The sequence below is a fragment of the Microbacterium sp. ARD31 genome, assembly GCF_031844425.1.
Genome location: NZ_JAUZVE010000064.1, coordinates 13,982 through 35,533, shown reverse-complemented (window position 1 = coordinate 35,533; position 21,552 = coordinate 13,982). Strand labels below are relative to the sequence as shown.

General features: G+C 67.1%; 28 protein-coding genes and 1 pseudogene. 16 read left to right on the top strand and 13 right to left on the bottom strand.

Features of this window, described 5'->3' with window-relative positions; all coding sequences use genetic code 11:
* The first annotated feature begins 157 nt into the window (after window positions 1-157).
* Window positions 158-1,554, top strand: a protein-coding gene (locus tag Q9S36_RS46650) for an IS3 family transposase (protein WP_370428832.1) whose coding sequence is annotated in 2 segments (ribosomal slippage) — window positions 158-494 and window positions 494-1,554 — 1,398 coding nt in all. Because the reading frame shifts where the segments join, the coding sequence is not laid out codon by codon here.
* A gap of 84 nt (window positions 1,555-1,638) precedes the next feature.
* The gene (locus tag Q9S36_RS46645; RefSeq protein ID WP_370651862.1) at window positions 1,639-1,734 is read left to right on the top strand and encodes a hypothetical protein; all 96 of its coding nucleotides are present in this window, start codon (window positions 1,639-1,641) and stop codon (window positions 1,732-1,734) included.
* A 1,037-nt stretch (window positions 1,735-2,771) separates the two neighbouring features.
* On the opposite strand, the gene Q9S36_RS46640 is transcribed toward Q9S36_RS46645, so the two are convergent.
* From Q9S36_RS46640 to Q9S36_RS46600, 9 genes and pseudogenes are all read right to left on the bottom strand, one after another.
* On the bottom strand, window positions 2,772-3,686 hold the full coding sequence (locus tag Q9S36_RS46640) for an alpha/beta fold hydrolase (protein WP_311291550.1): 915 nt from the start codon (window positions 3,684-3,686) through the stop codon (window positions 2,772-2,774).
* 16 nt (window positions 3,687-3,702) lie between these two features.
* On the bottom strand, window positions 3,703-4,425 hold the full coding sequence (locus Q9S36_RS46635) for an alpha/beta hydrolase (protein WP_311291549.1): 723 nt from the start codon (window positions 4,423-4,425) through the stop codon (window positions 3,703-3,705).
* A gap of 161 nt (window positions 4,426-4,586) precedes the next feature.
* Window positions 4,587-5,132: an IclR family transcriptional regulator gene (locus tag Q9S36_RS46630; protein WP_223159176.1), complete on the bottom strand. Its 546-nt coding sequence runs from the start codon at window positions 5,130-5,132 to the stop codon at window positions 4,587-4,589.
* 42 nt (window positions 5,133-5,174) lie between these two features.
* Window positions 5,175-5,321: pseudogene (locus tag Q9S36_RS46625) on the bottom strand (helix-turn-helix domain-containing protein); the annotation flags it as partial.
* Window positions 5,322-5,439: 118 nt separating this feature from the next.
* Complete coding sequence (locus Q9S36_RS46620) at window positions 5,440-6,651, bottom strand: NAD(P)/FAD-dependent oxidoreductase (RefSeq protein ID WP_005054949.1); 1,212 nt, start codon at window positions 6,649-6,651, stop codon at window positions 5,440-5,442.
* Window positions 6,648-6,845 (bottom strand): ferredoxin, encoded by a 198-nt coding sequence (locus tag Q9S36_RS46615; protein ID WP_005054951.1) that lies wholly within the window; start codon window positions 6,843-6,845, stop codon window positions 6,648-6,650. The genes Q9S36_RS46620 and Q9S36_RS46615 overlap by 4 nt, the downstream gene beginning before the upstream one ends.
* A 3-nt stretch (window positions 6,846-6,848) precedes the next feature.
* Window positions 6,849-7,175: a hypothetical protein gene (locus Q9S36_RS46610; protein ID WP_005054953.1), complete on the bottom strand. Its 327-nt coding sequence runs from the start codon at window positions 7,173-7,175 to the stop codon at window positions 6,849-6,851.
* Window positions 7,172-7,759 carry a 3-phenylpropionate/cinnamic acid dioxygenase subunit beta gene (locus Q9S36_RS46605; RefSeq protein WP_005054954.1) on the bottom strand — a complete coding sequence of 196 codons (588 nt, stop codon included), beginning with the start codon at window positions 7,757-7,759 and terminating at the stop codon, window positions 7,172-7,174. The genes Q9S36_RS46610 and Q9S36_RS46605 overlap by 4 nt, the downstream gene beginning before the upstream one ends.
* Window positions 7,756-9,009 carry an aromatic ring-hydroxylating dioxygenase subunit alpha gene (locus Q9S36_RS46600; protein WP_005054956.1) on the bottom strand — a complete coding sequence of 418 codons (1,254 nt, stop codon included), beginning with the start codon at window positions 9,007-9,009 and terminating at the stop codon, window positions 7,756-7,758. The genes Q9S36_RS46605 and Q9S36_RS46600 overlap by 4 nt, the downstream gene beginning before the upstream one ends.
* Before the next feature lie 124 nt (window positions 9,010-9,133).
* Here Q9S36_RS46600 and Q9S36_RS46595 point away from each other — a divergent pair.
* From Q9S36_RS46595 to Q9S36_RS46580, 4 genes are all read left to right on the top strand, one after another.
* Window positions 9,134-10,530, top strand: a protein-coding gene (locus tag Q9S36_RS46595; RefSeq protein ID WP_370428832.1) for an IS3 family transposase whose coding sequence is annotated in 2 segments (ribosomal slippage) — window positions 9,134-9,470 and window positions 9,470-10,530 — 1,398 coding nt in all. Because the reading frame shifts where the segments join, the coding sequence is not laid out codon by codon here.
* A gap of 91 nt (window positions 10,531-10,621) precedes the next feature.
* Window positions 10,622-11,425, top strand: coding sequence for a polysaccharide deacetylase family protein (locus tag Q9S36_RS46590; protein WP_203225534.1), 804 nt, complete (start codon window positions 10,622-10,624; stop codon window positions 11,423-11,425).
* A complete protein-coding gene (locus Q9S36_RS46585) occupies window positions 11,422-12,087 on the top strand; it encodes an N-carbamoylsarcosine amidohydrolase (RefSeq protein ID WP_005050795.1) in 666 nt (221 codons plus the stop codon). The genes Q9S36_RS46590 and Q9S36_RS46585 overlap by 4 nt, the downstream gene beginning before the upstream one ends.
* Window positions 12,088-12,138: 51 nt before the next feature.
* Complete coding sequence (locus Q9S36_RS46580) at window positions 12,139-12,531, top strand: SDR family oxidoreductase (protein WP_005050794.1); 393 nt, start codon at window positions 12,139-12,141, stop codon at window positions 12,529-12,531.
* Window positions 12,532-12,616: 85 nt separating this feature from the next.
* On the opposite strand, the gene Q9S36_RS46575 is transcribed toward Q9S36_RS46580, so the two are convergent.
* Window positions 12,617-13,060 (bottom strand): SDR family NAD(P)-dependent oxidoreductase, encoded by a 444-nt coding sequence (locus tag Q9S36_RS46575; RefSeq protein ID WP_082157159.1) that lies wholly within the window; start codon window positions 13,058-13,060, stop codon window positions 12,617-12,619.
* Between Q9S36_RS46575 and Q9S36_RS46570 the strand changes: the two genes are divergently transcribed.
* The gene (locus Q9S36_RS46570) at window positions 12,988-13,206 is read left to right on the top strand and encodes a histone-like nucleoid-structuring protein Lsr2 (protein ID WP_082157160.1); all 219 of its coding nucleotides are present in this window, start codon (window positions 12,988-12,990) and stop codon (window positions 13,204-13,206) included. The two genes, Q9S36_RS46575 and Q9S36_RS46570, sit on opposite strands and share 73 nt — an antisense overlap.
* Before the next feature lie 5 nt (window positions 13,207-13,211).
* Here the strand turns inward: Q9S36_RS46570 and Q9S36_RS46565 are convergent, their stop codons facing one another.
* Together Q9S36_RS46565 and Q9S36_RS46560 are read right to left on the bottom strand one after the other, a co-directional pair.
* A complete protein-coding gene (locus tag Q9S36_RS46565; RefSeq protein ID WP_005050776.1) occupies window positions 13,212-14,270 on the bottom strand; it encodes a nucleotidyl transferase AbiEii/AbiGii toxin family protein in 1,059 nt (352 codons plus the stop codon).
* On the bottom strand, window positions 14,263-14,922 hold the full coding sequence (locus tag Q9S36_RS46560; protein ID WP_005050774.1) for a type IV toxin-antitoxin system AbiEi family antitoxin domain-containing protein: 660 nt from the start codon (window positions 14,920-14,922) through the stop codon (window positions 14,263-14,265). Before Q9S36_RS46560 ends, Q9S36_RS46565 begins: the two co-directional genes overlap by 8 nt.
* A gap of 152 nt (window positions 14,923-15,074) precedes the next feature.
* Between Q9S36_RS46560 and Q9S36_RS46555 the strand changes: the two genes are divergently transcribed.
* The 5 genes from Q9S36_RS46555 to Q9S36_RS46535 are packed head-to-tail and all read left to right on the top strand — an operon-like array spanning window position 15,075 to window position 17,730.
* On the top strand, window positions 15,075-15,959 hold the full coding sequence (locus Q9S36_RS46555) for a hypothetical protein (RefSeq protein ID WP_005050771.1): 885 nt from the start codon (window positions 15,075-15,077) through the stop codon (window positions 15,957-15,959).
* On the top strand, window positions 15,959-16,210 hold the full coding sequence (locus Q9S36_RS46550; RefSeq protein ID WP_005050769.1) for a hypothetical protein: 252 nt from the start codon (window positions 15,959-15,961) through the stop codon (window positions 16,208-16,210). The genes Q9S36_RS46555 and Q9S36_RS46550 overlap by 1 nt, the downstream gene beginning before the upstream one ends.
* Window positions 16,203-16,505: a hypothetical protein gene (locus Q9S36_RS46545; RefSeq protein ID WP_005050767.1), complete on the top strand. Its 303-nt coding sequence runs from the start codon at window positions 16,203-16,205 to the stop codon at window positions 16,503-16,505. The genes Q9S36_RS46550 and Q9S36_RS46545 overlap by 8 nt, the downstream gene beginning before the upstream one ends.
* Window positions 16,505-16,981, top strand: a complete 477-nt coding sequence (locus tag Q9S36_RS46540) for a hypothetical protein (protein WP_005050765.1) — start codon at window positions 16,505-16,507, stop codon at window positions 16,979-16,981. The genes Q9S36_RS46545 and Q9S36_RS46540 overlap by 1 nt, the downstream gene beginning before the upstream one ends.
* Window positions 16,978-17,730 carry an HNH endonuclease family protein gene (locus tag Q9S36_RS46535; protein ID WP_005050763.1) on the top strand — a complete coding sequence of 251 codons (753 nt, stop codon included), beginning with the start codon at window positions 16,978-16,980 and terminating at the stop codon, window positions 17,728-17,730. The genes Q9S36_RS46540 and Q9S36_RS46535 overlap by 4 nt, the downstream gene beginning before the upstream one ends.
* Window positions 17,731-17,735: 5 nt before the next feature.
* Here the strand turns inward: Q9S36_RS46535 and Q9S36_RS46530 are convergent, their stop codons facing one another.
* Window positions 17,736-18,269, bottom strand: coding sequence for an AlpA family transcriptional regulator (locus Q9S36_RS46530; protein ID WP_005050761.1), 534 nt, complete (start codon window positions 18,267-18,269; stop codon window positions 17,736-17,738).
* Between the two features lie 93 nt (window positions 18,270-18,362).
* Between Q9S36_RS46530 and Q9S36_RS46525 the strand changes: the two genes are divergently transcribed.
* From Q9S36_RS46525 to Q9S36_RS46510, 4 genes are all read left to right on the top strand, one after another.
* Window positions 18,363-18,599, top strand: coding sequence for a hypothetical protein (locus Q9S36_RS46525; RefSeq protein WP_043340519.1), 237 nt, complete (start codon window positions 18,363-18,365; stop codon window positions 18,597-18,599).
* Between the two features lie 100 nt (window positions 18,600-18,699).
* On the top strand, window positions 18,700-20,328 hold the full coding sequence (locus tag Q9S36_RS46520) for a hypothetical protein (protein ID WP_005050756.1): 1,629 nt from the start codon (window positions 18,700-18,702) through the stop codon (window positions 20,326-20,328).
* Window positions 20,328-21,152, top strand: coding sequence for a hypothetical protein (locus Q9S36_RS46515; RefSeq protein WP_047801722.1), 825 nt, complete (start codon window positions 20,328-20,330; stop codon window positions 21,150-21,152). Before Q9S36_RS46520 ends, Q9S36_RS46515 begins: the two co-directional genes overlap by 1 nt.
* Window positions 21,149-21,550, top strand: a complete 402-nt coding sequence (locus Q9S36_RS46510) for a hypothetical protein (RefSeq protein WP_005050751.1) — start codon at window positions 21,149-21,151, stop codon at window positions 21,548-21,550. The genes Q9S36_RS46515 and Q9S36_RS46510 overlap by 4 nt, the downstream gene beginning before the upstream one ends.
* Window positions 21,551-21,552: the final 2 nt, after the last annotated feature.

Here is a 21,552-nt window from a genome sequence, read left to right as displayed (position 1 = left end):
CCCGGTAGCCGGGGAACGACTGGGCCCGGCCGGTGAAACCATGCGCCCACTCGGTGAGATCGTCCAGCCGCCCCCTGTGCGTCAGGATGGGGTGAGACACCAGCACTGCTGACCTTCGCACTGCACGGGGCGAGAACGGACCAATACTGAGATGACGATGACGGTTGCTGACGTCGGCACCGATGATGGGGCTATGGCTCCTCGTGCTGACCGGCCCAAGAGGCGGACGTTCACCGCCGAGTTCAAAGCGGCGATCCTGGCCGAGTACGACGCCGCGGACCGCTCTGGGCGTGGGGAGATCCTGCGCCGGGAGGGCCTGTACACCTCCCACATCATCGAGTGGCGCAAGGCCGCGGCCGCCGGCTCGCTGTCCGGGCTGGGCAGCAAGCCGCGGGACCGGCGCGAGCGGGAGCTGCAGGCGCTACGGGCCCGGGCGGAGAAGGCCGAGGCCGAGCTGGCCAAGACCAGGGCGGCGCTGGACCTGATGGGAAAAGCACACGCGCTCTTGGAGACGCTCTCCGAGAGCGCGGACAAGCCGCCGCGGTCGCCGCGGTGATCAACCCGGCCGTCGACGGGCTGGCCGAGCACGTCGGCACCGCGGCTGCGTGCGCGCTGCTGGGTCGCTCCCGCGCCAGTCACTACCGGGCCAAGAACCCGCCACCGCCACGTCCACGGACACCGCGGCCGGCACCGGCGAACAAGCTGTCCGCCGCCGAGCGGGCCCACGTGCTGGCCGTGTTGACCAGCCAGCGGTTCGCGGACAAGTCGGTCGCCCAGGTCTGGGCCACGCTGCTGGACGAGGGCACCTACCTGTGCTCGATGTCCACGATGCACCGGATCCTGCGCGAGCACGACATGGCCGGGGAACGGCGCCGGCAGGCGAGCCACCCGCCCCGGACCCGGCCCGAGCTCGTCGCGACGGCGCCGGGGCAGGTGTGGAGTTGGGACATCACAAAGCTCAAGGGGCCGGAGCGGGGCGTGTACTACGACCTGTACGTCGTGCTCGACATCTTCTCCAGGTTCGTCGTGGGCTGGACCATCGCGGCCCGCGAGGACGCCGAGATCGCCAAGAACCTGCTCGAGCACGCCATGGGCATCCATGGCGTGCCGGAGGCGATCCACGCCGACCGCGGGACCTCGATGACCTCCAAACCGGTCGCTCAGCTGCTCGTCGACCTCGGGGTGGCCAGGTCGCACTCCCGCCCGCACGTGTCGAACGACAACCCTTACAGCGAGGCGGCGTTCAAGACGCTGAAGTACGCCCCGGTCTTCCCCGAGCGCTTCGGGTCCCTGGCCGACGCCGGCGCGTTCGCCGAGCAGTTCTTCGCCTACTACAACCACGAGCACCGCCACTGCGGGATCGGGCTGCACACCCCCGCCAGCGTCCACTTCGGCACCGCCGGGCAGGTCCGCGCCCAGCGCCAGGCCACCCTGGACGCGGCCTACGCCGCCCGTCCCGAGCGCTTCGGCCACCGCCGACCCCAGGCGCCCAAGCTGCCCGAGGCCGCCTGGATCAACCAGCCCTCACAGGAGGCCCTCATACAGACCGCCTGACGGAATCTGTCTCACCCGCCTTGACACTTTCCGGAAGACCACGGCCTGCTCACTCGCACCGTCTACCCCGAGGTTCCCGCTCGCGTGGAGTACGAACTTACTGACCTCGGACACAGCGCAGCCGCCCCGTTGAAGCATCTGCGCGACTGGGTTGAACACAACGTCGGAACCGACCAGTAGCGACCCCCTCGGCGCTACATCGAGCCAGGAGTCCCGGCCTCCGCGTAATACCGCGTCAACACAGACGAGGCGTCGCGGTCGCCGTCACCGGACACGACAGAGTTCAGCAGGTACCGGTACCCGTCACCGGTCGTCATCACCCTAATTGATAACGTCACACCTAGAAGGTGCGAAGTAACCGACGCGCGAGCACAGGAGCGCTTCTGTCATTTCGAAGGCGAGACTTCGCGCGATTGGGATTCGCCGGGCCATCCTTCTTCTCTTTCGTCGAACGTCACCGCAACACCGTGTCGCTGGGGTTCGTGAAATCTTCTTCCGGAAGCGAAACCCAGGTACTGCGCCATGAGGAACTCGCCGCAGCGATGCACAGGCGTTCGACAGTTCGGTCGCACGAACCGATCGTTTGTTAACGGACGGCACTGTACGTCGATCGAAAGTCGCGCCGACACCCCCTGCGAATTCGCGTCGCGGGATAGTTTGCCAGGATCCGGCGATCAGCGTGGTGCGCATCAAGGAGGTGCGCAGCGGCCTCAGCACGAGGAGCCTGCCCGCGAGGCCGACCACCCCGCCCCTAGGAACGGTAGGAGTGCGACGTCGGGGCGAGCTGGGGGCCACCCCCCGAGACCGAAAGTAGCACCGCAGCGACGATAAGCGCCACGCCAACCAGGGTGGTCGTCAGCTCCCCGACCAACGAACCGATCCATCCGCGTTCCTGGAGGTCTCGGAACATCCTTATGCTCAGCCCGAACGTTCCGTTCGAGCTGCGAACCGATCGTCTCGATGCGTCGTGGCAGACGCCTCAGCTGTCCACCGATGACCTGGAGTTGCACGCGGCCGTCGGCGAACATCTCCCTTGAGTCCATCGCCAGACGTATGAAATGAGGAGTTCGAGCAAGGGCCCGATCGACCAAGTCGTAGTCGGCAACGAGCTGGCACAGCGTTCCCTCGAGTGACACGAAGGAAACGACTGGCGTTCTCCTCCGCTGTTGGGGACGTCGGGTCGGCTGAAATAATGGCCGGGACGATACGGTGGCGAGTCAGAGCGCCGTGATCCACCGCGCGATCTCGTCAGCGAGCTCGTCGCTATTGTCTTCGACCATCAGCATGTGGCCGTTCCCAGCGAGAAGAGGCAGTTCGGACGACCAGAAGGTGACGGCGGCGCCCTGATCGGTGAGCCAGGCCACGATGTCCTGATCCAGCTGCGAGGGGTGGTCGGTATCGGCTCCACCCGTGAAGACGAGAATCGGCTTGTTCGTGAACGCGTCGGTCGGCCCGATCCTCATTTGGCTCCCACCGATGTTCTGACGCTGATAAAGCATCCGGGCCGGGATCGGCCGAAGGGTGCGGCGGAACACCTCGATGCACTCGCGGGGGAACCGCCGGCTGGGTCCGATGGCCTTGTCGTTCACGAAGGCGCTTGTGGGTTCCCAGAAACCCATCTTCGGGATGGTCCAGTCGATGGCCGCTCCACGGATGGAGACCTCCTGGTCGGACTCCCTCACGATCTCGGGCACCGCCTGTATATTTCCAGGCGGGCCCGGAGCGACGGCTACGAGCCCGTCGATGAGATCGCCATGCGTCTCTAGGAGGCGGAAGCCAATCGGACCTGCCATCGAGTGCACGACCAGCACGACGTTCCGGCCGAGACCAGAGAGGAACACGCCCATCCCTCGGCACACGCTCTCATAGTCCAGCCGCGCAGACGCCGCACGATCATCGACGTGTTGGGCCGCCTCATAGGACAACCCCAGCCAGTCCACCACCAGCACACCGTAGCCAAGCGATACCAATCGTGCCGCCCAGCCCTGTCGGCCGTCGGGCGTCTCGAGATAGTACTCGTTCGAGGCACCACCCCCGTGCACGAGGACGATCCACCGAGCAGGCGCACCCGACGGCGCCAGTTCGGTGTACGAGATCGGCGCGACGTCGTCTGGGCGTGAAATCGAATCCATAGCTTCCCCAGGCCTGTTAGGCAATGACGGCGTCGAGGGCCCGTGCGAGCCTCTCCGGATGCGTGAGCATCACCAAATGGCTTCCGTCGATCTCGATCGTGCGCGGACTATCAAGCCGCCCGGCCGCGGCCTGGTAGATCTCAGCGGGAACGGTCTGGTCCTGAGCGAGGAACACATAACTTGACGGGATGCTGCTCGCCCAGAACCGGTCGAGGCGGATCGGCTCATTGGACCAGCCTGCCGGCGTTGGGACGAGCCTCGGCTCGAGCGCGGCGAGCTGCTGCTGCTCGAACGGGGACATGTCCTGCATAGTCGCGGCCCAGAGCTCAGGCGGCATGACGATGGTGTTGTCGTCGGACTGACTCGCAAGCGCCTTCATCGCTGCGACCAACGGATCGGGGAGCACGTCGTTAATGGTCTCGCCGTCGCGCAGCACCCAGGCGTCGACGAAGACGACCCGGCCGATGCGCTCGGGCATCGCCTCAGCGACGAGTTGGATGAGCGGACCTCCGCCGCTATGACCGACGAGCACGATGTCGAGCTGGGTGAGCTCTCTTACCTGATCGATCAGATCGCGCGCCATCATGCTCATCGTGACGCCGGAGCGGTCCACGTCACCGTCTTCGAGACCGCGCAGCGTCGGCGCGATCACCTCGTGCCCCATTCTGCGCAATTCGTCGGCGACGCCGTCCCACGCCCAGCCGCCTACCCATCCGCCGTGCACCAGTACGATCTGCATTGATCATCCTCTTCGCATATTTATCTGCTGAGCAGAACTTGTTGCTAACTAGAAGACACAATAGCTTGCGCGGCGCCAACAGTCCAGCATGGCTCGAGCTCTCTTCAGAACGCGCCGAACGACCCCTGCACCAGGTCGCAGGGGAAAGAGACGACGAGCCTTCAGGAGGTCAGGTCGGCCAGACGTACGGCTGCCTCATCGAGGAGTGCGACGAGGGTCTTCACCTTGCGGGGAGGCAAGCGGAACACCGGGGCAGATGCGTTGATCGCCAACCGCAGCCCGCTCGCCGAGGGAACGGCCACGGCCACCGAGGCCACGCCCTCCTCGCTCTCCTCCCGGTTCGTTGCATAGCCCTGCTTCGCGACAAGATCCAGTTGTGCGAGGAGCTCGGTCTTGGTACGGATCGACTGCGGAGTCACCTGTGAGAGTTGCTCGTCGGGGTAGAGACGGTCCAATTGTTCTCGCGGGAGCTGCGCCAGGAGAACCTTTCCCGTGGAGGTGCAATGGGCCGGCATCTCCTTGCCCAACCGTGAAGCGACTCGCACCGCCGTCGTCGGTTCCGAGACTGCGAGAAAGCGAGTGGAGTTGCCGTCGAGCGTGCCGAGGTGAACCGTCTCGCCGGCTTGGTGGCTGAGTTCCTCGAGGATCGGTTGCACGATCTGCGGGATGTCCATCTTTCTCAGCACCGAGAAGGCGATCGTGGTCAACGACGGCCCTGGCCCGTATGTCTTCGTTCGCGGGTCTTGCCGCACGAATCCTCGCCATTGAAGCATCGCGAGGATGCGATGCGCCGTTGAGGTCGCGACACCCAGGTGCTTGCTGGCGTCCGTCAGTCGAAGTTCGTTCTTCTCACCGAGCAGGAGCAGGAGTTTCAGGGCATTGTCGACCGACTCGATCGGTATTGCGGAGCCGCATCGACTCCGTCGGCTGCTCTATTTCTCTGCACAACAGAAACTGTATCGTTCCTGCCGGCCCTCAGGGCCGCCATCAAGGGCAAGGCGATCCCGTCCAGGTCTATCCGGACGCCGATTCGAGCAGCCGGCCCAGTCGTACACGAACGTCGGAAAGCGACGATCCCGCTGCGATGGACCGGCGGACTTCGACGAGAGCGCGGGGCCAATTCAGTACCACTGCCCCGTCGAATGACAGACCATTCTGAGAGTACAGAGACGCGATCCGGTCGGGTGTTCGAGGGTCCGTCACCATCTCGGGGTTGACTGCCGTCGTGCGACCGACGATGTGCAGCTTCCAGTTGAACTGGTCACTCCAGACATACTCGACAGGCAGATATGAGCGTCGGTCGTCGGGATGAGCGATGTTGTGCGCGACACAGCGCGCCTGGTCGACCGCATTCGTCCAGTGCTCAAGACGGGTGAGATCGCCGCGAACCGGATGCCGCCACCGCGCAACATCGCCGATCGCATGGATTTCCGGGGCGCCTAGTGCCGTGAGGAATTCGTCGCAGACGAGACCGTCGTCGATCTCGAGCCCTGAGTCCTCGAGCCATTCGACGTTCGGCACTGCCCCGATGCCGATGACGACGACATCACCGTGGAGCTCGGAACCGTCATCCAGGAGCACGCGGAAGTCTCCCTTCGCACCGTCGATCTGCGCGACCGTCCGTCCGAGAACCGCATGTACGCCATGCCGGGAGTGCTTCTGCGAGAAGAGGGCGCCAATCTCGTCACCGAGCCGGCGTGACATCAGGTCGCGTGTCGCCGAGACCAGGGTGACATCGACTCCGAGCCCAAGAGCGGTCGCGGCGACCTCGGCGCCGATGAAGCCCGCTCCGATGACGATGATCCTGCGATCGGGAACTAGCTCGGCGCGCAGCCGGTCTGCGTCGTCGAGTGTCCGCAGCACATGGATTCCCTCGCCTTCACCCCACGGCGACGGCCGCGCGCGGACGCCGGTCGCCACCACGAGGTCATCGAAGCCGACCCGCCGTCCATTCGCCAGCCGGAGCTCCGACAACGCACGGTCCAGACCTACCGCCGGCACACCGAGACGAAGGTCGATGTTAAGCTCGAGCGCCTCCGCCGCCGTGAGGAGCGTGACCTCGGCTGCACCTGCACCGACGAGGTATCCCTTCGACAGCGGCGGCTTGTCGTAGGGCAGCACGGGCTCGGAGCCGATGAGCACAACGTCTCCGCGATACCCCTCTGCCCGAAGCGCCTGCGCGGCCCGTACCCCCGCGATCGACGCACCGACAATCGCTGTCGTCATTCGTCTTCCACCCGGAGCGCGGAAACCGGGCAGCTGTTCGCCGCCTCGGTGACCCGTTTCCGGTCGGCCTCGTCGACCTCTGTTCTGAGCAGGATCACGACGCCGTCGTCATCGAGATCGAAATAGTCTCCCGCGGCCATGATGCAGTTGGCGTAGCCCTGACAGAGCCCGAGATCCGCTTTCACGACAGGCATGTGTCACTCCTCTCCTGCTTCTTCAGGCGTTATCTCAGGGAACATCGGTGCGAACGGTTGGGCGATCATGGCGGAGAACGTCGCCGTAGTCTGCCAGGTCAGCGCCTCGAGCTCGAGCGGATCGAGAGCGACCCACTGCCCGGATCGCGGCGACTCGATCAGGAGCCGGGAGCCGTTGCGTGTCTCCACGCGAGATACCCGGATCTCCGAGAACTCATTGGCGATCGAGATCGGAGCCCCTACCCGCTGGTCTTCGAGCCGCTGACGTTCGTCTGCTGCTGCGATGGCCGCGATGCGGTCGTCCTCTTCGCCTTCCCATTCGAGTTTCATAGGAAGATCGCCAGATTCTGTGTGCGCAAGACCGACTCGTCGACCGTGATGGTTCGGCGTGCGAGCTGCAACCCGCCGCCGACACGTCGCAGAACGTCTTCGCGGCCGGCCGAGATCACCGCGGGCTCGTGCACGTCGCCGCGACTGCGGAAAAGAAGCACCGCAGAATCGACGACGACCTCGCCCGGGACGTCGCTCTCGAAGGTGCGCACGTTCGTGACGAAGTGACGGAGCCGGGAGGGCGGATCCTCTGTCCAGGCGTGTTCCGTGAGGAAGCGGGCGACCCGCCGGCTCAGGGAGTACTTGTTCTCGTCCCAATGCGCCATGCCCGGAGACGTCGAGTACCCGGCGCCGAGCGCGGTAGTGACCTGCACGGGCATGATGTAGTGCACATCGTCGGCGATGAGGTCGAGCCAGTCCTCGTACCGCTGCTCGTCGAGGATGTATGCCTCTTCGACGAGCCACCTGTGCGTCTCCAGATGCAGGCCGTCCGAGAACGACAACGAACTCCCCACCCGCGTGGCTTTGGTCGTATGTGCTCCGAGCGGCGACTCTTTCAGTCGAACCCAGCGCGCCTCGGTCATGACAGCCCCTCCGGCATCCCCACCGACGAGATGATCAGCGCGGTCGGCTCCGTCTCGAGGTAGTCCGCCCAGCGCTCGAGCAGATGCCGCTGGTTGTACTCTCCGTAACCGACGTGGGCCACGCCCGGGCCAGAGAACGCGTCCGGTCCGAGCGGCTCCACGACGAATCTGCCGTCTTTCAGCACGCCCATCCGGCTGTTCAGCAGCAAGCGCCGCGCCATATTCCCTTTCGCGGTGTTCGTAAGGGACACCCAGTTCTCCACATCGTCCTGCTCGAACATCCCCGTGCTGCCGAAGCACATCAGGTACGCCTTGTACGACAGAGCCTTGAACTCCTCCGGTGCCGCTGCGTCGACGGCGAACCAGGAAAGCACCTCGGTCTCGTTCTCGCTGATCGGCTGCCAGGTACGGATCGAGATGAACGGGAGCACGTCGTCGCCGTCTTCCACCTTCGGCCAGTTGTGCACGAAGCTCATGTTCGGGAAGATCGAGGCCGCCGAGATCATGAAGCCGTTCTCGCCGATCACATTGAGCTGGTCCTGGGACCAGACCTCCTTCATCCGGTCGATCATCTCGTCGGGGTAGCCCACGTAGCGCAGCCGCTCCTCGAGCGTTCCCTCCGGAAGCTTGTAGGTCGTGCCTCCGCCGTTGCCCGCCCAGTACGTGTTGCCGTCTTTACGCTTCTCCGCCTTCGGTTCGCGGAAGAGGCCGATCTCGACCACCGAGGTGTGGGTCTGTGGCGTGTGGTACATGTCGCCGGCGAAGTTCTCTGCGCCGATCTTCCAGTTCGCCTTCACCCGCCAGCGCTGCGGGCCGCGGAGCTCGATGCCCGAGGAGCTCTGCTTCGTGTAGTAGTCGAGATAGAAAGCGAAATCGCCGAGGTAGTCGATCAGCGGTGGCGCATCCGGATCCATGCTGATGAAGATCAACCCGTTGTAGCTGTCGAGGCTCGGCGCCGGAAGCAGGCGGGCTCCCTTGCGATTGAAGCCAGCCTCGCCACCGTACGCCTCTTCGTGGAACGGCAGCCCCACGATTCGTCCGTCGTTGCGGTACGACCAGCCGTGATACGGGCAGCGGAAGTGCGAGGCGTTGCCCATTTCCGCCCGGCACACCTGCATTCCTCGGTGCAGGCACATGTTGAACATCGCCTTGACGGAGCCACTCTCGTCGCGCACCACGATGAACGAGTCGTCGAGCACTCGCCGCACCACGTAGTCGCCGGGCTGAGGGATCTCTGATTCGTGACCCACGAAGATCCACGCGCGACTGAACAAGCGCTCCCGCTCGAGCCCTGTGCGTCAGGATGGGGTGAGACACCAGCACTGCTGACCTTCGCACTGCACGGGGCGAGAACGGACCAATACTGAGATGACGATGACGGTTGCTGACGTCGGCACCGATGATGGGGCTATGGCTCCTCGTGCTGACCGGCCCAAGAGGCGGACGTTCACCGCCGAGTTCAAAGCGGCGATCCTGGCCGAGTACGACGCCGCGGACCGCTCTGGGCGTGGGGAGATCCTGCGCCGGGAGGGCCTGTACACCTCCCACATCATCGAGTGGCGCAAGGCCGCGGCCGCCGGCTCGCTGTCCGGGCTGGGCAGCAAGCCGCGGGACCGGCGCGAGCGGGAGCTGCAGGCGCTACGGGCCCGGGCGGAGAAGGCCGAGGCCGAGCTGGCCAAGACCAGGGCGGCGCTGGACCTGATGGGAAAAGCACACGCGCTCTTGGAGACGCTCTCCGAGAGCGCGGACAAGCCGCCGCGGTCGCCGCGGTGATCAACCCGGCCGTCGACGGGCTGGCCGAGCACGTCGGCACCGCGGCTGCGTGCGCGCTGCTGGGTCGCTCCCGCGCCAGTCACTACCGGGCCAAGAACCCGCCACCGCCACGTCCACGGACACCGCGGCCGGCACCGGCGAACAAGCTGTCCGCCGCCGAGCGGGCCCACGTGCTGGCCGTGTTGACCAGCCAGCGGTTCGCGGACAAGTCGGTCGCCCAGGTCTGGGCCACGCTGCTGGACGAGGGCACCTACCTGTGCTCGATGTCCACGATGCACCGGATCCTGCGCGAGCACGACATGGCCGGGGAACGGCGCCGGCAGGCGAGCCACCCGCCCCGGACCCGGCCCGAGCTCGTCGCGACGGCGCCGGGGCAGGTGTGGAGTTGGGACATCACAAAGCTCAAGGGGCCGGAGCGGGGCGTGTACTACGACCTGTACGTCGTGCTCGACATCTTCTCCAGGTTCGTCGTGGGCTGGACCATCGCGGCCCGCGAGGACGCCGAGATCGCCAAGAACCTGCTCGAGCACGCCATGGGCATCCATGGCGTGCCGGAGGCGATCCACGCCGACCGCGGGACCTCGATGACCTCCAAACCGGTCGCTCAGCTGCTCGTCGACCTCGGGGTGGCCAGGTCGCACTCCCGCCCGCACGTGTCGAACGACAACCCTTACAGCGAGGCGGCGTTCAAGACGCTGAAGTACGCCCCGGTCTTCCCCGAGCGCTTCGGGTCCCTGGCCGACGCCGGCGCGTTCGCCGAGCAGTTCTTCGCCTACTACAACCACGAGCACCGCCACTGCGGGATCGGGCTGCACACCCCCGCCAGCGTCCACTTCGGCACCGCCGGGCAGGTCCGCGCCCAGCGCCAGGCCACCCTGGACGCGGCCTACGCCGCCCGTCCCGAGCGCTTCGGCCACCGCCGACCCCAGGCGCCCAAGCTGCCCGAGGCCGCCTGGATCAACCAGCCCTCACAGGAGGCCCTCATACAGACCGCCTGACGGAATCTGTCTCACCCGCCTTGACACTTTCCGCTTCGATTACAGCCCGATCACGGAGCGACCGACGATTTCGTGGCCGAATGGGGCCCGAGTGGCGTTCTATGTCGGGCTGAACATCGAGCACTATCAGATCGACAAGCCCTCCACGAGCATCTTCGGCGGTACCGCGATGCTGCAGCCGGATCCACTCAATTACGGCTGGCGCGATTACGGTCCGCGGGTAGGCCTGTGGCGGATGATCGAGAGCCTCGACCGACATGGAGTGCCCGCAAGTGTGCTTCTCAACTCCGACGTTTGTCGGCACTACCCCCAGATTCTCGAGGCAGGCCGGCAACGCGGCTGGGCGTGGCTCGCGCATGGCCGCGACAATTCCACCTTCCAAGCTGGAATGGGTGCTGACACGGAGCGCGCCTACCTTCAAGACGTGACGGATACAATCGCCTCCGCCACCGGAGTACGGCCGCGGGGCTGGCTTGGCCCGGCGCTCACAGAGACGTTCGAGACGCCGCGGATCCTTCGGGAGCTGGGGTATGACTACGTCCTGGACTGGACGAACGACGATCAGCCGTATCCGCTGAACGTCGACGGGATGTTCAGCGTTCCCTACACGATAGAACTCAACGATGTGACGATGTTCGTGAGTAAGAGCTATACCGGCCCGCAGTTCCTGGAAGCGGTGATCGACCAGTTCGATCAGCTCTATTCAGACTCCGAGCACTCGGGTCGCGTCATGTCGCTGCCGTTGCACCCGTTCATCGTCGGCCAGCCGTTCCGCCACCGCTACCTTGATCGGGCCCTCGAGCACATCACGTCTCACGATGGTGTCTGGGTGACGACGAGCGATGCCATCGCGGCGCACTATCAGTCGACGGGGAACAGGAGAGCCGATTCGTGACGAATACGGAGCTGATCGATGAGTACGCACGGCTGCGCGACGAGTTCAAGGCCAAGGGATTGGGCGGCCGGATCGGCTACGGCGAGAAGCCGGCGCTGCTGATCGTCGACTTGATCACCGGATTCACGGACAGCCGTTCGCCCCTGTCAGGCGAACTGGAGTCACAGCTGGCCGCCACCAATGCCTTACTCGTCCCCGCCCGTGAACTCGAGATCCCCATCTTCTTCTCGACGGTCGCGTACGACACCGAATTGCAGGAGGCGGGGCTCTGGATCAAGAAGATCCCGTCCAACCACCTGTTGGTGGAGGGCAGCGAATGGGTGGAGGTCGACAGCAGGCTGGGCCAGCTGCCCCACGAGATGACCCTGGTGAAGAAGTACGCATCCTGCTTCTTCGGAACTGATCTCGCCGCACGCTTGATCTCACGGGGTGTCGACACCATCATCATCGTCGGCTGCACCACCAGTGGGTGCGTGCGCGCCTCGGCGGTTGACGCCTGCTCCTACGGCTTCCACACCATCGTCGTCGAAGAGGCAGTCGGCGACCGGGCAGCCCTTCCGCACCTGGCCAGCCTCTTTGACATCGACGCGAAGTACGGCGATGTCGTCAGCCTCGACGACGCACGTGCTTACCTGCGGGGGCTTGCGCAACAGAACGATTGACTGCAGTAACGCCGTGGGGCCAACTTCCTCTGTGCGGAATATTGAACCGGCGTGCAGGCCGAGATCCCGCAGATGCTGGCGCAGGGCGGCGGATCCATCATCAACACCGCCTCGTCCCTCGGGCAGGTCGCCATCGCCCACCAGTCCGCCTACGTCACGTCGAAGCACGGCGTCATCGGCCTCACCCGAGCCGCCGCGGTGGAGTACTCCGACAAAGGCATCCGCGTGAACGCAGTGCTGCCCGGGGTGATCCAGACGCCAATGATAGACGCGCTGGAGGAGACCTACCCCGGCTTCAAGGACGCGCTGCTGACGAAGCACCCGATCGGCCGACTCGGCACGCCGCACGACATCGCCGAGATGGTCGCGTGGCTCGGTTCCGACGCGGCCGCCTTCGCGACCGGCGCGCAGTTCGCCGTCGACGGCGGGTACCTCGCGATTTAGACGAGGTGGCCACGACGGACGGGAGGCACGGTGTCAGCTGACACCGTGCCTCACGTCCGTCACCGGTCGCGCCGCGACCCGCGTGTCAGCCGTTCTTCGCGGCCAGTCGGTCCGTCTCGCTGTCGTTCCGCCACCCGGCGGTCGCGCCGCCGTCGACGCTGTAGTTCTGTCCGGTCACCCAAGAGGACTCGTCGGAGGCCAGGTAGAGCGGCATGTACGCGATGTCCTCGCCCGTGCCGGGGCGTTGAATGAGCGCGTTGCCGACCTGCCAGGCCTTGCCCTCCGCATCCACCGCCTTGTCCGTCGCCGGGGTGCTGACGAAGCCAGGCGAGATCGAGTTCGCGCGGACGCCGTAGCGGGCGCCCTCCGCAGCGAGCGACTTCGTCATCGCGATGACGCCGCCCTTCGCGGTGGTGTGCGCGACCTGGCGAGCGGCTCGATCCCGCGACCTTCGCGATCGACGGAAAGCAACTCGAGATCGATCTCGAGTTCGAGGCCTGGGCCAAGAGCGCGCGCCGCATCGGCGCAGCCACCCGGCGTCCGGCGAGGACGTCGCGGGGCGGACGGGCCGATCTCAACACGGTGCGTGAATGGGCCAGTCAGAACGGACACCAGGTCAGCGATCGCGGCAGGGTTCCCGCGTCCATCCTCGAGGCGTACGACGCGGCGCACTGACGCGGTCACTCCTGGGCTGAGCCGCGCGCTGCGCGCCAGTGCTCCGTGACGGGATAACCGGAGCGCACGTGCGCGCGCACGTGGACCTCCCCCGAAGGGGATCCGCTGCCGCCCGGCTCCGGCGGCGGAGGGTTCTGTGTCCAGCCTGAGCCAGGGACCCAGACCGTCCCCGGTTGCACGGGCGCGTCGGCGAGCGCGGGATCGATCAGCTGACGCGCGAGAGCCACGGCCTCACCCAGATCGGTGATCCCGCCGGCTGAGGGCGTGCCGGCCGCGAGCACCCGGTAGGGACCGTCCCAACCGTCCGGGACCGTGAACGTAGTGAACGAGTCGAGCTTTGACAGTGCACGCTTCGCGTCGATGGCCATCTGCAGCTCGCGCAGGTCGACGCGCTGCGTGCGTGCAATGGTGACGATGTCCACCAGGTCTTTCGCGCGGCTGCTGGGGCGGCCGTTGTAGGTGCTCATCGTCGCAGTGACCTTCTCCGCGACCTGATCGGAGATCGGGAACAGCCGGTAGGGGTGCGACGGGACCGGCCGCCCCAGCTGCAGCCGCGTCGACGGCTCGATCGTCTCGACGCGGCCGACCGGGGGAGGGCCGACGACCACGTCGATGGGGATGTCGGAGATCCTCCGGCCGGTGTTCGCGTCCAGACATGTGAACACCAGGCGCCGGGTCGCGACACCCGGCTGGTTCTCTCCTCGCCCGGTCGCACGGGCACGGGTGAGCTGGAACCGCACATGGTCGCCGAGATCACGCGCGGCTGCCTGCTCGAGCGCCTGCTGCGCGGCATCCAGATCGGCGGCGCCGGTCGAGGCCAGATCCAGGTCTTTCGTCGACCGTGACTTCGGCACCCGGGCGAGCATCGCCGTGCCGCCCTTGAGCAGCCACTCGGACTCTTCCCCCTCCGCAAAGACCCGGCTGAGGAAACGATCGTGCTGTGCCTGCACGATCTGCGCATTCACATCCAGCGCGCTCGCGCCGTCACCGGCTGCCTTCGTCGCGGCCGCCTTGATCGCCTGCGCAAGCCCCGTCCAGTCTTTGTAGCCGTCGGGCTCAGGCATCGGCCGGCACCACCGCGTCGACGCCCGCAAGAGCGAGCAGATCAGCCGCGAGCGCGGCACCCGAGGGGTACTTGTTGGGCTTGGCCAGCGGCTCCAGATACTCGGTCAGGCGGGCGGGGGAGAGCAGCTTTCCCGCGTCCGCGGCGTCGGCGAGCGCATCGGCGACGAGGGAGCGGTCGACCCACTGCTCGATCAGGTCGGCGATCGTGCGCTCGACGCTCATGGTCGGCATCCCGTCGACGGAGACCACCTCGGTGGGCGCGAGCTCGCGGGTGCGGAGCCGCACCCCGTCCAGGCGGGTACCGCGGCGGGTGGGAACGACGAACTCGAGTGGCCCGGGGAACCAGTCGCCGATGCCATGCAGCTGCGCGGCCGTCTGGCCTGCGGCGACGACGGGCGGGACGCCGGTGTCTGTGCGGGGACGGTCGGCGCCGCCGAGGGCGAGCCAGGTCGCGAGGATCGCCTCCTGCTCGTGCTCTGGCGCGCCGGCGAGGCGGTAGACGCCGCGCGCGACGCGGATGAGCGCGCCGCTGTTGGCGAGGCGCGTCAGGGTCGGGCGCGCCACGCCAGCCTCGAGCGCCTGGGCGGTGGTCACCAGGCCCCAACGCTGTGACGCGAGCTCGCCCAGACGAGCGAAAGTTGATCCTGCCATGCGCACAGTGTAGCGAGAAACCGCAACAAACGTTGTAGCTCGTTCAGATTGTCGACTTCGAGCCTCTGGGGCCACCCCTTAGCAGTGAGGGGGTTCCAAACCCTCGGGAACGGGTTATATTCGGGAATATAACCATCTGTGAGGAGGAGAAGATGCGGACCCACACCTGCCCGCCGGACCACAAGCACGGGCTGACCTCCACCTGCTACGTCGTCCACCTCTGCGGGTGCCGCGCCTGCATGGACGGCAACGCGCGCCGCCGCCGCGACCGCTACCGTCTCCTGGCCTACGGGCGATACCAGGACGCGCACCAACCCATCGAGCCGATCCGGCAGCACCTGCAGGCACTGGTCGACACCGGGATGATCCCCGAACGGATCGCCATCAGCGCCGGCGTCGGCGGCGCCACGGTCCGTCGCCTGCTCAACAGCGAGACGGCACGGTTCGTCACCGGCGCCACCGCCCGCAAACTCCTCGCAGTCACCCCCGACAGCAGCACTCTCGCCGCGCAGGGCCGAGTCAACGGCCGCGGCACCCGCCGGCGCCTCCAGGCTCTGGCCGCGATCGGATGGAACCACCACGAGATCGCACGCCGACTCGGCTACCCGCGCTGGAAGGTCAACAAGGCACTCGAAGGCGCCTACGTGGACATCCGTGTCCACGACGACATCGCCGCGCTCTACGACGAGCTCTGGGACCAGCAGCCCCCCACCCACACCCGAGCGCAGCGGGTCGGCCGCTCCTACGCACTCACGGTCGCACGCCGGCACGGCTGGCTGCCGCCGCTGGCCTGGGACGACATCGACACCGACCCGGCACCGCCCACAGCCGGGCAGGAACCCCTGCTCGACGAGATCGCGATCGAGCTCGCTCTCGCCGGCCAGAACGTCCGCCTCACCCGAGACGAGCGCCTCGAAGCCACCCGACGCGGGACCGAACGCGGACTCAGCCTCACCCAGCTCAGCGACCTGCTCGGCGTCGACGTCCGCACCATCGACCGCGACCGTGACGACCTCGGACTCCGGCAGGCCGCCTGATGAGCAAGACGCTCGACATCCTCGAAGCCGCCCTGCACGGCACCACCGCCGGCTACCTGGCCGGATGCCGCAGCAAGGGAGGATGCCCGAACCACGGCAACCGCCAGCTGCTCACCTGCACCGAAGCGGCCCGCGCCCGCCGCCACTACTTCTCGCTCGCCTCGCTCGAGGAGACCGAGCCGATCACCCGGCAGATGCTCCGCGACGCCAAGAACAGCCCCTTCGCACCGAAAGAAGCCGCAGATGTCTGACCAGCCGAACACCTTCACCATCGACTCCACCAAAGAGGGAGAGTGGCTGCGGGTCGTCCGCGCGCTCGGCGGCCATCGCTGGGCCCTGTCGCTGCGCTTCAACCCCCTCCCGCTGACTCAGCGAGGCGCCCGGCACACCCGGCCAACGCGGCAGCCCACACCCCACGCGGCAGCAGGCCACGGGCCGAACGCGAGACTGCACCTGCCCAGCTGCGCGATCTCCCCCCAGCTCGGCAACGGCCGCGGCGCCCACCTCAAGCAGATCCCCCACCTGGGCCGAACCGAGGAGCACTGATGACCGACATCGCCGTGCGCCTCCAGGAAGCCATGACCATCCAGACCGGCACACCCGTCACCGTCCGATGGAGCTTCCGCGAGTTCGCGCTCAACTGCACCCGCCGCGACGGCCGCCCCCTCACCCAACGGATGCACAGGCTCTTCCAGACGCTGCTCAACCGTGAAGCGCTCCGCGAGCTCACTCCAGGAGAAGACCCAACGATGGGATCCCGCGCAACCCTCATCGAGATCATCGACGACCTCGCCGTCAGCGCCGACCACCAAGGCGCCCGCGCGGCCGCGCTCGCCGAGGTCCTCCTCAGTGCCGGCATGTTCCACCTCGGCGACCAGCTCCGCCGCCAGAGCCACGCACTCTCAGAGCTCGACGCCGACGACGAAACCCTCGAGGTCATCGACGAGGCACGCACCCAGATCGCCCGAACCATACTGCTGCTCGACCAAGCCGACACCGCACAGGCAAAGGAGCGCAGATGAACCGACGCACCCGCCGCGCCAGCACAGCCCTCGCCGCGGTCGCAGCTCTCGCGCTCGGCTTCGGCGCCCACCAGCTGGGCATCACCTCCTGGATCGACACATGGACGCGCCCGCAGGCACCCGCCCCGGACCCGACCTACGACTACACCGCGCTCGCCGCAGTCGCGCAGGAGCTGCCGCTGATCGATCCCACCGAGGAGATTCCCGAGTATCGCCGCGCCACGTTCGGCGAGCGCTGGATCGACATCGAGGGAAACGGCTGCGATCAGCGAGACGATCTCCTCGCCGTCCAGCTGCAGGACGTCGTCCGTGACGGTTGCACGGTGCTCTCCGGCGTGCTCGACCCCGATCCGTACACGGGCACACGCATTGAGTTCGAGCACGACCGGATCGCCGCCCCTGGAGCCCCGGGAAGCTCCGGCGTCCAGATCGACCACATCGTCAGCCTTTCGGCGGCGCACGCCGGGGGCGCGTGGGCGTGGACCGAGCAGCAGCGCATTCAGTTCGCCAACTCGTTCGACAACATCGTCGCCGTCGATGGCAACACGAATGCGGCCAAGAACGACCACGGGCCAGCCCTGTGGCTGCCATCGAACGCCGACTACGTGTGCACCTACGTCGCCCGCTACACGGAGATCGTCGACACCTGGCACCTCGCGGTCGACGAAGCCGACCGCGGTGCGCTCGTGGACACGCTCTCAACCTGCGCTGCCCAGCAAGCCAGCGACGAGAGCGGGAGCATGTCGTGAAGCCGCTACGAACCCGCGTGGGATCTCGCCGCGCGCGCCTGACGCTTGGCCGCGCGAGCGCGGTCTACGACCTCGTTCGCATCCGTCGTGTCGACACCGAGGGTGCGCCTGATCACCTCGAGCTCGGCGTCGGTCCAGCGGGTGCGCCCTCGCATCCGCTCACCGAACGTGACGACGTTCAAGCCGAGCAGGTCGATCAGAGCCGCCTGCGTGGGAACCTCGGGCGCCCCCGCCCCGTCCGCGATCGCCGCCCGCAACCGCTCCGCGAAAGCCGCATCGCGCGCCAGTCCCGGCATCAGTCGCGGCCGGCGGCCGCGCTGCGAGGGCGCCCTGCGCGCGCGCTCCTGCGCGAATGCGTCGATCGCGGCCTCGTCGTAGAGCGGGGAGTTGCCTTCTATGGCAACCGGCTCGGGGAGCAGAGGACCCTCCTGGCCGGCTCTGCGCAGCTTGTTGCTGATGGAGCGCATCTTGTAGACCGCGACGACGGACACGCCGAGCTTCTCGGCGACGTCCGCCGTGGTGAGGTGCCGTCCGGTCATCAGCGCTCCTCTCAGCTGGATGAATATAACCACTTTCGCGGTTACGGCGCGCCGCGGCAACCAGACCCAACTTGGTTGGGGATGCTGGGGCGCATGGCTAACAAGGACGCGGACGCCATCCGTGAGGAGCTCCGTCGCATCGGCCAGCAGCTCGCGCAAGCGGACGAGCTGCGCGAACGCCGCGGCAAAGTCGTCGACGAGGCGCGCGCGGCCGAGCTGACCCAGCGAGAGATCGCCCTCCTGCTGGGGATGACCGAGGAAGGGCTGCGGAAGGCGCAGAAGTCCTACCACGGACGCGGGCGCTCTTACGGCGGCCGCCTCGCGTCCTAGCGACCCCGCCAGACCTTCATGGAGCGCCCGTCGACTGCGAAATCTGATTGCAATTTTCAAGCACTCTTGACTAATATAACCTGACGAATGAGGGGGTGAGATGGACGAGCTGAACTACCGACCCAAGCCGTGGACGCCGAAGGACGTGCCCACGATCTGGGTCGACCAGACCACCGGGCAAGGCGTCACCGACGCCGGCACGCCCGTTCGCCCCGTCATCGGCGAGCGCCGCAAGAACCCCAACCTGACGGACCTGCTCGACACGGCTGCCTCGTACGGCGCTAACCGCATCATGCTGACCGGGAAGCGCCCCGAGCCTGCGCCTGGCGTGCGGCACTGGCTGTACGTCCAGACCCCGAACTGGAAGCCCGGAGCCCACTGGGTCAACAACGGCCCGCCCACCGGTCGGTTCGAGCACGCGGTCACCGGCTTCAAGATCGAAGTCCGCACCGCGGAGGAGTGGTTCGGCGACGGGCCGCTGACCCCTGCCCAGGCTCGTCTGGCCTGGAACGTCACCGCGTCGATCATTCGCCACGCCGACGAGAACGCGCGCCTGTTCAACAGCCCTGCCGCCACCGGAACGAACCTGTGGGCGCTGTCGCTGCCGAAGAACATCAACCCCGTGCCGGTCGAAGACGACATCGCCCAGGAGATCCACTTCACCTCGGGCCTGCACCACTACGACCACCTGGTCGCGGGGGAGTCGTTCGCCAAGCACGAGGACTGCGTCCCGCTGATCGACCCGGCCAAGACGAAGAAGATCAGCGAGTTCGCCTACGTCGACGGCCGGTTCATGTTCGCCGGCGTCGGGCGCGAGCTCGGTATCGGCCCCGCGATCCGGCTGAACCAGGCCGCCGCGTACGAGCTGCTCGAGCAAGACCCCTACGCGCGCGCCCGCTTCCACGTGCGGTTCCGCGTCCCTCAGGGCTGGAACCACGTTGGCCTGCTCGGTGTGAAGCACCTGGACGTTCGCGAAGGCTGGTTCTATCCGAACCGGCCCGGAGCGGTGCACGACACCTGGGCCGACGGCAGCGAGATCCACGTCGCCCTCAAGCACGGGTGGGAGATCCGCCCTCACGAGGCCGTGGTGTTCCGCAAGGCCAAGCCTCTAGACACCTTCACCGAGCGCATGACGCGCGCCCGCGAGCGAGTCCAGCTGCAGGACGAGATGCACCCGGACCTGCGCCGCGCTGTGCTCGCCGCGCTGCGGAACATCATGCTGCACTCGATCGGTGCATTCGCCGCCGCGGGCCGCGACGAGACCCGCGTCGCCGCGTCGCCCGATGACGTCCCGCCCGAGTACAGGGCCAAGATGCTGCGACAGGGCAACCTCTGGATCTATCGCATCCCGTCGCGCCCGAACGACCGCACCCGAAGCTTCTACCACCCGGAGCTCGCCGCCCAGGTCTGGGGTCGCGCACGCGCTCGCGTCCTCCACGGCCCCAGCTCCCTCGGCGGCTACACCTCCGGTGCTCTCACGGTCGACCCCTCGACGCTCATCGGCATCCAGGGTGATGCGATCTACACGACCAAGCTGCCGGCGTGGTCCCTGCCGGACCGGTTCATCGGCGGCGGCGACGACGGCAAGACCGGGCGCCTGCGCCTGCAGGGCTACCTCAACGGATCCTTCATCACGCCGGAGACGCTGCGGCAGCGTGACGCGCTGAAAGCACGTGCCGAGCGGGCCGGCATCGCCAAGGCGCTCGAGCAGGCAGAGGAGAAGGGCTGATGGCTGACCAGCAGCGCACCGCCCAAGACCTCATCCGCGATCTGCGGCGCAAGGGCATCAGCACGGCCGAGATCGCCGAGGAGCTGCACCGCTCGCCTCGAATGGTCCGCAAGATCCTCAACGGCGAAACCAGCGGCGCCCTCTACCGCCAGGCGCTCCAGGAGCTCGCTGACACCGGACGCCTCACCCACGTCCCGCCGCGGCGCCGGCGCAAGGACGGCTCGATCGCCCCCGTGCGAGGCAAGGCCGGCGCCAAGCCCGTCATCCCCGAAGACCTCAGCGGCACCTACGTTGAGGGTCGCCAGGGTGGTCGGCTGCGCGTCGACGTGGCATACGCCACCGGGGGCGACCGGTACATCGAGATGCGCATCCCCAAGGGCCGCACCGCGAAGGGCCGCGAGCAGGCGAACGCCGAACTGATCAAGCAGGTCCGCAACGCCGCCAAGGGCCAGTCCCACGACAAGCAGAAGCAGATCACCGCCCACCTGACCTTCTCCAACGGCCGCGTGATGGAGGTCAACTCGTACAACGCCTCGACGATGCTCAAGCGCATCCACGAGAACGGCGGCGACGCCCTCGGCTGGTTCCGCGAAGAGTCGAAGAACCGATACGTGAACCTCGACACCAGCCGCGACACCATCACCGGCGTCACCCTCAACGTCGTCAGCACGGCCAAGACGACCGAGTACCAGAGGCAGGCCGAGCGCGGCCGCACTCGCCGCCCCCGCTCGCTGTCGCCGGCGGAGCTCATCAGCATGGAAGAGAAGCGGCGCATCGAGGAGCGCCGCGCTCGCCGCCGTGGAAACCGAGGAGGTGGTCAGTGACCATGGCCGCCCCGAAGAAGCCCACAGCTGCAGCGAAGCCCCGCGCACGCAAGGCCGCGCCCCCCGCTGAGGAAGTCACCAGCGACGTCGACCAGGCAGCGACGTCCGAAGCACCCGCACGCGCACCTCGCGCAAGCCAGAAGCCGGCAGCGGCGAGCGCGACGCCTCCTGAGTCGGCCGAGGCGGAGACGCCACCGCCGGCGAAGAAGAAGCGGGGGCCCTACAACGTCGTCTACGTCCAGAAGAAGCCCGTCTCGATCCGTCTCCCCGACGACGCGCTTGAACTGATGGACTGGGCCAAGCAGGATGCAGCCAGCCGCGGCGACCGCCTCACCAAGGACGAGATCGTCACCGTTGCGCTTCGCGCCTACTGGGGCCGCAAACGGCGCCGCGGGTAATG

Coding starts and splice junctions, on each gene's coding strand:
- Q9S36_RS46640 (WP_311291550.1), bottom strand. CDS start 3,686: ATGGATTCGATTTCACGCCCAGACGACGTCGCGCCGATCTCGTACACC.
- Q9S36_RS46635 (WP_311291549.1), bottom strand. CDS start 4,425: ATGCAGATCGTACTGGTGCACGGCGGATGGGTAGGCGGCTGGGCGTGG.
- Q9S36_RS46620 (WP_005054949.1), bottom strand. CDS start 6,651: ATGACGACAGCGATTGTCGGTGCGTCGATCGCGGGGGTACGGGCCGCG.
- Q9S36_RS46615 (WP_005054951.1), bottom strand. CDS start 6,845: ATGCCTGTCGTGAAAGCGGATCTCGGGCTCTGTCAGGGCTACGCCAAC.
- Q9S36_RS46610 (WP_005054953.1), bottom strand. CDS start 7,175: ATGAAACTCGAATGGGAAGGCGAAGAGGACGACCGCATCGCGGCCATC.
- Q9S36_RS46605 (WP_005054954.1), bottom strand. CDS start 7,759: ATGACCGAGGCGCGCTGGGTTCGACTGAAAGAGTCGCCGCTCGGAGCA.
- Q9S36_RS46565 (WP_005050776.1), bottom strand. CDS start 14,270: ATGCCTGAGCCCGACGGCTACAAAGACTGGACGGGGCTTGCGCAGGCG.
- Q9S36_RS46560 (WP_005050774.1), bottom strand. CDS start 14,922: ATGGCAGGATCAACTTTCGCTCGTCTGGGCGAGCTCGCGTCACAGCGT.
- Q9S36_RS46555 (WP_005050771.1), top strand. CDS start 15,075: ATGCGGACCCACACCTGCCCGCCGGACCACAAGCACGGGCTGACCTCC.
- Q9S36_RS46550 (WP_005050769.1), top strand. CDS start 15,959: ATGAGCAAGACGCTCGACATCCTCGAAGCCGCCCTGCACGGCACCACC.
- Q9S36_RS46545 (WP_005050767.1), top strand. CDS start 16,203: ATGTCTGACCAGCCGAACACCTTCACCATCGACTCCACCAAAGAGGGA.
- Q9S36_RS46540 (WP_005050765.1), top strand. CDS start 16,505: ATGACCGACATCGCCGTGCGCCTCCAGGAAGCCATGACCATCCAGACC.
- Q9S36_RS46535 (WP_005050763.1), top strand. CDS start 16,978: ATGAACCGACGCACCCGCCGCGCCAGCACAGCCCTCGCCGCGGTCGCA.
- Q9S36_RS46530 (WP_005050761.1), bottom strand. CDS start 18,269: ATGACCGGACGGCACCTCACCACGGCGGACGTCGCCGAGAAGCTCGGC.
- Q9S36_RS46525 (WP_043340519.1), top strand. CDS start 18,363: ATGGCTAACAAGGACGCGGACGCCATCCGTGAGGAGCTCCGTCGCATC.
- Q9S36_RS46520 (WP_005050756.1), top strand. CDS start 18,700: ATGGACGAGCTGAACTACCGACCCAAGCCGTGGACGCCGAAGGACGTG.
- Q9S36_RS46515 (WP_047801722.1), top strand. CDS start 20,328: ATGGCTGACCAGCAGCGCACCGCCCAAGACCTCATCCGCGATCTGCGG.